Here is a 9,741-nt window from a genome sequence, read left to right as displayed (position 1 = left end):
CCGTCAACAAGCGTGATTGCCCCTCAGTGTGGGTGCGCGGGCCGTGGGACTGTCCAGGCGTTCACAGTGGCAGGTTCCTGCCGTCCACAAGCTGCCACCGCATCCGGAGGCCCCCTGCGTCAAGGGCACTTGACCTCGGCACGACGGCGAGCCAAGGCTGGGCCGCGATGACAGGACGGAGTGGACTATGGCTGTGATCGGTGTCGTGGGTGCAGGGGTCATGGGAGTCGGGGTGGCGCAGTCGGCTGCGCAGTCGGGACACCACGTCGTCCTGAACGACCTGAATGCCACGATTCTCCGGCGAGCAAAGGATCAGATCCGGCAGAACTGCAGAACAAGTCGCCTGCTGGGCGGTCCCGCGGTGGATGCGGATGCCGTCCTGGGGGCCATCTCCTTCGAGACGGACATCAAATCCCTCGCATCTGCCGATTTCCTGGTCGAGAACATCACGGAAAGCTGGGATCTCAAGCGGGCGCTGTATCCGAGACTGGACGCCGTCTGCGATCCGGAATGCGTTTTCATAGCCAACACCTCGGCCATACCGGTCACGCGGATCGCCTCCGCGACGGACCGGCCGGCCCGGGTCGTCGGCGTGCATTTCATGAATCCGGTACCGCTCAAGCACGTGGTGGAGCTCATCCCCGGGCACCACACGTCGGAGGAGACCCTCCGGCGTACCAGGGACCTCCTGGCCACCATGGGCAAGAAGCCCATCCAGGTCAGGGACGCGAGTGGCTTCGTCTCCAACCGTGTCCTCATGCTGACCATCAACGAGGCCGCCTTCCTCGTCCACGAGGGCGTCGCGTCCGCGCAGACGGTGGACGAGGTGTTCCGCGGCTGCTTCGACCACCCCATGGGCCCGCTGGAGACCGCCGATCTCATCGGTGTCGACACCATCCTGCAGAGCATCGAGGTCCTCTACGAGAGCTTCGCCGACAGCAAGTACCGTCCGTGCCCCCTCCTCAAGCAGATGACCGAGGCAGGCCTTCACGGACGGAAGACCGGGCACGGGTTCTACTCCTACGCCCCCACGGAGGTATGACCATGGCGGACGACACCCGCGAGCAGATCCACCGGTTCATCACGAGCCGCTTCCCCGACATCGGCATCACCCACGAGGACGACATCTTCGCCCTCGGGTTCATCAACTCCCTCTTCGCCATGGAGTTGGTGATGTTCATCGAAAAGGCGTTCGCCTTCACCATCCCCAACGAGGAACTCCGGTTCGACAACTTCCGGACCGTCGCCTCCATAGCGGCACTGGTCGACAGGAACCGGCCCGCCTCCGTCACCGCATCGCAGGCGCCCCGATGAGCAGGCAGCCGCAGTCGCCCCCGGACGAGCCCGTGACCGACGCGCCGGCGGCCGTCACCGACCGGGGCTCGGCCAAGCGGTTCACCGACACGTACATCCGGCCCGTCGCCGACGTCTACGACAGCGCGGGGCGCGTGCCCGACGGTCTCCTCAAGGCGGCCTCGGAAGCGGGGCTGTGGGCCCCCTTCCTGCCCGTGGAGGCGGGCGGGGCGGGAGTGTCGTTCACCACGCTGGGCCGGATCCACGAGGAGGTCGGGCGCGGCTGCTCCTCGATGCGCAGCCTGTTGACCGTGCACAGCATGGTCTCCTTCGCGGTGCACCGCTGGGGCACCGCCGAGCAGCGTACGCGCTGGCTGCCCGGGCTCGCCGACGGATCCACGCTGGGCTCCCTCTGCGTCAGCGAACCCGGGAGCGGCAGCAACGCCACCACCGAGCTCACCACGACGGCGGTGCGCGAAGGCACGAGGTGGGTGCTGCGGGGGACCAAGACCTGGATCACCGGAGGGCAGCTCTCCCGGCTCTTCCTCGTCTTCGCCCGCGCCCCGGGCGGTGTGGCGGCCTTCCTCGTACCCGCGGACGCGAACGGTGTCGAGGTGGAACCGATCGAGGGCATGCTGGGCACCAGGGCCGGGATGCTGGCCACCGTCCACCTGCGCGAGGTGGCCCTCGGCTCCGAGGCGCTGCTCGGCCCGGAGGCCTTCGCGCCGGGGATGCTGCTCACCGGAGTGCTCGACATCGGCAGGCTGAGCGTCGCGGCGGGCTCCGTCGGCATTCTGCAGGCCTGCATCGACGCCTGCGCCTCCTACACCACCGAGCGACGGGTGGGCGGCGTTCCGCTGCGTGAACTGCCGCTCATCCGGGCCAGGATCTCCGACATGGTCACGGACACCGCCGCTGCCCGGCTGCTGTACGAGGAAGCCGGCCGGCTCAAGGACGCCAACGACTCGGGGACCATCATGGCGACCATGATCGCGAAGTACTTCGCGTCGACGCGCGCGGCCCGGCACGCCAACGAGGCCGTCCAGATCCACGGGGCGAACGGCTGCGCTCCCGAGAGCTCCGTCGCCCGCTACTACCGCGACGCCAAGGTCATGGAGATCATCGAAGGAAGCTCCGAGATCCAGCAGCTGACCATCGCCGACGCGGCCTACCGGATTGCTGCCTGAGGACATGACGACGACATCCACCGAAGAATCCGCAGCGCGCCGCGGGCGCGTCAAGTGCGTGGTCTGGGACCTCGACAACACACTCTGGGACGGCGTCCTGCTCGAAGAGTCCGGCGCGGTCGTTCCACGCGCCGAGGTCGTCGACCTCATCCGCCGGCTCGACCGCCGGGGCATCCTGCACTCCATCGCCAGCCGCAACGACCGGCAGGCCGCCATGGAACGGCTCGGTGAGCTCGGCCTCGACGACATGTTCGTCTACCCGCAGATCGGCTGGAACCCGAAGTCGAGTTCGCTGCGGGAGGTCGCCCGGTCCCTCAACGTGGGCATCGACGCACTGGCCTTCGTCGACGACGAGCCGTTCGAGCGCGCCGAGGTGGCCCACGCCCTGCCCGGAGTGCTCTGCCTCGCGCCGGAGGACCTGGCCGACGCACCGGACCTGCCCGAGCTCACCCCGCGCTTCGTCACCGACGAGTCGGCCAGGCGCAGAGAGATGTACCGGAGCCAGACTGTCCGGGAGGAGCAGGAACGCACGTTCGCGGGTACCCCCGAGGAGTTCCTCGCCGAGCTGAAGATGGAGTTCACCATCCGCAGGGCCGGACTGGACGACCTCCAGCGCGCCGAGGAACTGACCGTACGCACCAACCAGCTCAACTCCACGGGCCGCACCTACTCCTACGAAGAGCTGGCCGGGCTCAGCACCAGCCCCGACCATGTCCTGCTGGTCGCCGAACTGACAGACCGCTACGGCAGCTACGGCACGATCGGCCTCGCCCTCGCGGAGCGCGGCCGGCCGCACTGGCATCTGCGACTGCTCCTGATGTCCTGCCGCACGATGTCGCGCGGGGTGGGCACCATCCTGCTCAACCACGTGATGCGCACCGCCAAGGAGGCGGGCGCCGAGGCGCTGTGCGCCGACTTCGTGGAGACGGGCCGGAACCGGATGATGCAGATCACCTACGCCTTCGCCGGATTCACCGAAGTGAGCCGGGACGGCACCGCGCTGCTGCTGAAGTCCGATCTCCGGCGCATCCAGGACCCGGCCGACTACATCCGGATCACCATCGGCGACGACGCCGTCCCCACACACGCCACCGGAGTGACGTCATGAAGCGGGCCCAGAGACCTCTGGTGATATCACCTCGCTACCAGAGCACGGACGAACTCGTCAAAAGGGTGCAGCTCGCCGAGCGGCTCGGCGTGGACCAGGTCTGGCTCGAACAGCAGCCGGACCAACGGGACGCACTGATCACCGCGTCGGCCTACCTCCACGCGGCCCCGTCGATCTCGGTCGGCACAGCCGTGCTCCCCGTCTACGCCCGGCATCCCGTGGCCATGGCACAGGCCGCGGCGTCCCTGTCCGAGCTGTCGTCCGGACGCTTCGTGCTGGGCCTCGGCTACAGCCACAAGTTCGTCAACGAGTACGTGCTCGGCCTGCGGCAGGGGCCGCCCATCGGGGTGATGCGCGAGTACGTGGACATCGTCCGGCGCCTGACGGGCACCGGCGAGGTGAACGCCGAGGGCCGGCACTTCACCGCCCACGCCCAGTACACCGACCCGCCGGGCCATGTGCCGATCTACCTCGCAGCGCTCCGGCCCCAGATGATCCGTCTCGCCGTGGAGCTCGGCGAGGGCATCGTGATCTGGTTGTCGTCCCTCCGATACGTCCGCGAGCAGGTGATGCCGGTCGTGCGCGAGGCCTGCGCGAAGTTCGGCAAGGACGAGAAGGACTTCACGGTGCTGACGATCCTGCCCGCGTACACCGGGACGGACGAGGTGGAGCAGCGGTCGCGGTGGGCGAGGTCGGCCGCGTCGTACCGAATGCTGCCCTACTACCGGCACGTGCTGAACGCCTACGGCGATCCGCAGCCGGAGGAGTTCTCCCTGATCGGCCCGGCGTCCCGGGTGCGGGAGCGGCTGGCGGAGTACCGCGAGGCGGGCTGCGTCCCGGTGCCCTCCCCCATGCCGGGAACCGACGAGGACTTCATCAGCACCGTGGAGGCGGCCTACGGGTCGGCGTCCTGAGACGTCCCGAAGGACGGCCTCCGCAGGGCATCGCGACGCTGTCGGTCGAATTCCGGGGTCGTGTGACGTCGGCCTTCAAGACCTGGTTGTGGTCTTGAAGGCCGACGTTGTCGTTCGGGGCGGGTGCGGGTGTCGATGCAGCCGAGTGGGCCGGCCCTCCCGTGCGTCCGTCCCGGCTCACTCCCCGTCCGGCGGGGTGAGCCGGGACCGCAGCGCGCGACGGCGCTCCGCCGCGTCGCCCCGTTGCGCGGCCGGCCGCGCCCTCGGCCGCGCTCGCGGTGCACCGCCCTCCGCCGAGCCGCCGTCGGCGCCCAGGAACCGCGACAGTGCCCGCAGGGTCGGGTGGGCGAAGAGGGCGGACACAGGAATCTCCTGGCCCAGTCGCCTGACCAGCATCCGGTGGAACCGCAGCAGCCCGATCGAATCGAGGCCCTCGTCGAAGAAGTTGCCGTCCGCGTTCATGGGCCGGCCGAGTGCCTCCTCGGCGACCCTGCCCATCCGGTCGAGGACTGGTGACGCCGCCGTCGGCTCCGGGGAGTGGGGGGCGTGCCCGGCCCCGGGCCCGGCCGGGCCCCCGACGGCCTTGTGGTTGTGGTTGGTCCCCAGTCGGCGCACCACGTCGATGCGCGCCGGTACCGCATACCCGGGCAGGAGGGCGGTGAGGTGGGTGCGCACCTCCTGTTCCCCCGGTGGGCGGCCCGCCGCCTCGGGCACCACCCGCAGTGTCAGACGGTCGCCGATCCCGGCCGCCGTCATCTCCGCGCGCGCCTGCCGGATCCGTCCGTGCCGCAACGCGGCGGCCTCCACGTGCTCCAGTGACACCCGAAACCCGTTGACCAGCACCTGACGGTCCCGGCGGCCGTCCAGGAGCACCCCTCCCCAGGGGTCCAGCCGGCCGAGGTCACCGGTACGAAAGGTCCGCGCACCCGACGGTGTCCCGGACCCCGAGAAGGCGCTGTTCCCCCGGTCCGTTCCCAGGTATCCGACGGCGAGATGGTGGCCGCGGACGACGATCTCACCGCGTTGGCCCACGGCGCACGGCTCCCCGCGCTCGTCGACGACCAGGAGTTCGGTGCCGGCCACGCCCCGGCCGAACGGCAGTGTCGCGTCCTGGGGGAGCGCGGGGTCCACCGGCTCGCCGGCCTCCGCGACCACCTGGCAGGACGCGACCTGGGGGGTCTCGGTGGTGCCGTACGCGTTGACGATCCGGGCGTCGCAGAACATACGGACCCGTCGGGCCAGTCCTGCGGTGAGCGGGGCCCCGCCCGACATCACCAGGCGCAGTCGCCCGAGCCGTCGGCCCGGTCTGTCGCCGTGGCCCGCCGCGATCATCTCCAGAAGGGCCGGGGTGGCGTGCAGGAGGGTGATCCCCTCCTCGTGCAGGAAGTCGAACAGCGCGGTCGGCGTACGCAGGACACCGGCCTGCGGGACCACCAAGGTGCCGCCGGCGCCGAGGGGCACCAGCATGTCCCGGAGGACCGGGTCGTGTCCCAGGCCGCCGATGAGTGCGGTCCTGTCCTCGGGAGTGGGCCGGACGTGGCCGTGATACCAGTCCATGGCGTGGTCGAGCGCGGAGTGCGGGGCGAGGACGGCCGCGGGCGCGCCTCCGGTACCGGAGGTGAACAGGATGTGCCCCGGCACAAGCGCTTCGGCGACGGTGCCGACCACGCCGGCCACACCGACCTCGCCGGAGGGGCCGACGGTCACATCGGCGGCCGGACGCACCATGTTCCGGTAGTGGGCCAGCAGTTCGCGTGGCAGCCCCGCGTCCACGAGGGCCGGTACGGCGCCGGCCGACCAGGTGCCGAGCACGGCTCCCACCCACGAGGCCCGGCGACGGCCGTGGACCTGCACGGGGGCGCCCGCCGTCACCCCGGCGGCGGCCAGCTGGGCCGCCACGGTGTCCGCGCCGTCCATCAGCTCCGCGTACGTGAGGCTCCGCCCGGCCTCGCGGACGGCGACGGCCGACGGGGTACGCGCGGCGACGGCTCTGATCCGGTCCAGGACGCCGACGAGCGGGGCGGCCGGGGAGGCGGGGAGCATCGGCGGAGCCGCCGCCTCGGTACCGGGTCCGACCTCGTCCACGGACCGGGACGGGTCGTCGAGGATGCGGCGGATCACGTGCCGTACCTGGTCCAAGAGGTGCGGGGCGGCATCGAACGGCACCCGGTCCGTCGCGACGGTCAGCTGCAACGTGTAGCGCTCTTCCCGGCGCACGTAGAGGTTGACGTCGAAGAGCGCCGCGTGTCCGGTCGTGTGGAAGGCCGTGTCGAGTCCGCGGAATTCCGGGGCCGGGGCGGCGTGGGAGAGGTCGTTCACCCATATCCCGAACACCGGGTTCACGCCCGGCCGGGTGGGCAGGTCCAGCGCCCGGACGATGGACTCGAAGTCCGGTGCGCAGTGGTCCACCGCATCCGCGCACCGCTCGCGGACGTGCCGCAGCACGGTGGCGACGTCGTTGTCCGGGTCCACGTCGACACGGAGGGGCAGCGTGCCCAGCATGAAGCCGGCCATGTCGTCGTGCCCGGCCGTACGGCGCTGGGAGACCGGGACGCCGAGGACCACGGTGTCGCGCCCGAGCCACCTGCGCAGGACGAGGCTCAGGCCGGTGAGGAACAGCGTGAAGGGCGTGACGGCGAGCGCACGGCACACGTCGTCGATGCGTTGCGTCTCCAGGGCGTCGAACCCTGCCAGGACGCTGCGGCCCTCGAAGCTCGGTGCCCCCTGCGCCGAGTACCGGAAGGGCAGCGTGGTCTCCGTCGGCGCGTCGGCGAGCAGACCGGTCCAGTAGCGGAGGTCGTGGCTTCGGCGGGGTGAGCCGTCGGACGCGTTGACCTCCCGGACGTGGTCGAGGAAGTCCGGGGCACGGCCGAGCTCCGGATCGCGTCCCTGGGCCCGTGCCGAGTACGCGGTGGCCAGGTCCGAGAGGACCACGTCCATCGTGTGCTGGTCCGCGATCACATGGTGCAGGGAGACGACCAGGCAGGCCTCGTCGGGTGCCCGGCCACGCAGCAGTGCGGCCGCCGCCAGCGGTGCCTCGGACATCCTGTGCGGTCGCTTCGCGAACTCCCGGACGAACTCCTCGACCCTGCTGTCGGAAAGCTCCTCGTCGGTGACCGGAAGGTCCAGGACGATACGCGCGTCCGGTACCTGCTCGTAGCAGGGCCGGTCGTCGTCCCGCTCCGTGATCCGCAGCCGCAGCGCCTGGTGGCGGCCCACCACGTCGTCGAGCGCCGCAGCGAGCAGCGAAGGCTCCACCCGGCCGCTCAGTCTCAACGCGGCCACCACGTTGTACGCCGCCGCTGCCGGGTCGTGGAGTCGGCTCAGGAGCCACAGCGCACGCTGGCCGGGAGTGAGCGGCACCGGCCCCTCGGGCGCCGGCGCGGCGGGCTGTGCTCCGGGCCGCGACGACGGCGCCGAGGCACGTACGAGCGCACGCACACCGGCCAGCGAGGCGTCGTCCCTGAGGAGCACGGACAGGGGCAGGTCGGCTCCGAGCTCCGCGCGGATGCGGCCGAGCATCCGGACGGCGAGCAGGGAGTGGCCGCCCGCGCTGAGGAATCCCAGGTCCTCGACGCGGCCGCCGGGGGGTGTGGGCAGGGTCCCCCACCAGATGCGCCTCAGCGGGTCGGTGCCGTCGTCCGCCTCATCGGACCGCGTCCTGCCGGCCCACCACGCGGCCGTGATCGCGTGGACGGCGTTCCGGTCGGCCTTGCCGGAGGTGAGTGTGGGCATCGCTGTGAGCCAGTGGTAGCCGCTGGGGGCGTAGGCCGGTGGCAGCAGCGGCCGCAGGTGTGCGCGCAGCGCGCCGTCACCGGGCGGCTCTGCGGAAGCGGCCGGAGTGAGAGCCGCGAGAAGTTCCGTGCTGCCTCGCCCGTCCTCGACGGCGACGACGATCGCCTCCTCGACCGCCGGATGCCGGGTGAGGGCACGCTCCACCTCCGCTGCCTCGATCCGCACACCCCGGACCTTGAACTGATGGTCGGCGCGCCCGTGGAACTCCAGCTCCCCGTCGACGATCCGTACGAGGTCGCCGGTCCGGTAGAAGCGGCGCCCCTCGATCTCCGGGAACGCCTGGGCCGTCAGCTCCGGCCGGCTGACGTACCCCAGGGCGACCTGCACCCCGCCGATCCACAGTTCGCCCATGGCGCCGACGGGCAGGGGCCGCCCCTCGTCGTCCATGACGTGCAGGGTGGTGTTGTCGACCGGACGCCCGATGAGAATCCGGTCCGTCGCCTCGATCGACTTCGGCACCGGCCAGTACGACACCTCGATGGCCGCCTCGGTGGGGCCGTACAGGTTGGTCAGTTCGGCGGAGAAGATCTCGTGGAACGCGACGCAGAGCGGGGCCGGCAGCGCTTCTCCGGTGGTGAACACCAGGCGTACGGACCGGACATCGGCGGCCGTCACCGTACGCAGGAACTCCGTCAGCATCGAGGGCACGAAGTGACAGGCGGTGATCCGATGCCTGCGGACGAACCGTGCCAGCCGGACCGGATCACGGTGATCGCCCTCGGGCAGGAACACGATGCGGGCGCCGACGGTGAGTGGGCAGTAGAACTCCCACCCGGAGACGTCGAAGGTGTAGGGCGTCTTCTGCAGAACGCGGTCCTCGGGCGTCAGTCCGAACCGCTGGTTCTGCCACAGGATGCGATTGACGACTCCGGCGCCGCCCTGAAGGACGCCTTTGGGCTTTCCGCTCGATCCGGAGGTGAAGATCAGATACATCGGCTGGTCCGGTCCGGCCAGGGGAAGCGGCCGGTCGGGCGGGGAGGGCGGCAGGCGGCGGCGGACGGACAACCGGGGGATCCCCGCGAAAGCTTCCCGCACGTGTCCGGGCGCACCGAGCACGGCCAGCGGGCGGGCGACCTCCAGCATCGAACGGAGGCGGTCGTCCGGCTCGTCCAGCGCGATGGGAAGGTACCAGCAGCCTGCCTTGAGCACCCCCAGCATGGCCACCACCATGTCGATGCCACGCGGCAGGACCATGGCGACGACGCCCCGCCTGCCTCCTGTCGCACCCAGGACGTCGTCGGCGAAGGCATCGCTGAGCGCGTCGAGTTGCGCGTACGTGAGCACGCGCCGCTCGCTCTCGCAGGCGATCGCGTCCGGCTGTCGGAGCCGGACGGAGCGCACCAGGCCGGGAAGGCCCCACGGCGCATCGCGGACCACATCGGCACCCGCGAGGTATGCCTGTTCTCCTTCACCGCAGTCCACGCCGGACGAACACACCGCCATA

The 9,741-nt window shown here is 70.8% G+C and carries 6 protein-coding genes; 5 read left to right on the top strand and 1 reads right to left on the bottom strand.

Annotated features, from left to right (window positions below):
• The first annotated feature begins 187 nt into the window (after positions 1-187).
• From ACZ6D7_RS07900 to ACZ6D7_RS07880, 5 genes are read left to right on the top strand one after another with little or no spacing between them, the layout of a single operon-like run.
• Positions 188-1,042: a 3-hydroxyacyl-CoA dehydrogenase family protein gene (locus tag ACZ6D7_RS07900; protein ID WP_469485165.1), complete on the top strand. Its 855-nt coding sequence runs from the start codon at positions 188-190 to the stop codon at positions 1,040-1,042.
• Positions 1,043-1,044: 2 nt separating this feature from the next.
• Positions 1,045-1,314: an acyl carrier protein gene (locus tag ACZ6D7_RS07895; protein WP_469485161.1), complete on the top strand. Its 270-nt coding sequence runs from the start codon at positions 1,045-1,047 to the stop codon at positions 1,312-1,314.
• Positions 1,311-2,480 carry an acyl-CoA dehydrogenase family protein gene (locus ACZ6D7_RS07890; protein ID WP_469485158.1) on the top strand — a complete coding sequence of 390 codons (1,170 nt, stop codon included), beginning with the start codon at positions 1,311-1,313 and terminating at the stop codon, positions 2,478-2,480. The genes ACZ6D7_RS07895 and ACZ6D7_RS07890 overlap by 4 nt, the downstream gene beginning before the upstream one ends.
• Before the next feature lie 4 nt (positions 2,481-2,484).
• Positions 2,485-3,588, top strand: a complete 1,104-nt coding sequence (locus ACZ6D7_RS07885; RefSeq protein WP_469485155.1) for an HAD-IIIC family phosphatase — start codon at positions 2,485-2,487, stop codon at positions 3,586-3,588.
• 20 nt (positions 3,589-3,608) lie between these two features.
• Positions 3,609-4,502, top strand: a complete 894-nt coding sequence (locus ACZ6D7_RS07880) for an LLM class flavin-dependent oxidoreductase (protein WP_469485152.1) — start codon at positions 3,609-3,611, stop codon at positions 4,500-4,502.
• Positions 4,503-4,679: 177 nt separating this feature from the next.
• Here the strand turns inward: ACZ6D7_RS07880 and ACZ6D7_RS07875 are convergent, their stop codons facing one another.
• Positions 4,680-9,740, bottom strand: coding sequence for an amino acid adenylation domain-containing protein (locus tag ACZ6D7_RS07875; RefSeq protein WP_469485149.1), 5,061 nt, complete (start codon positions 9,738-9,740; stop codon positions 4,680-4,682).
• Position 9,741: the final 1 nt, after the last annotated feature.

It is taken from the genome of Streptomyces sp. NPDC041784, from assembly GCF_055591025.1.
This window is presented reverse-complemented; position numbering and strand designations above follow the sequence as displayed.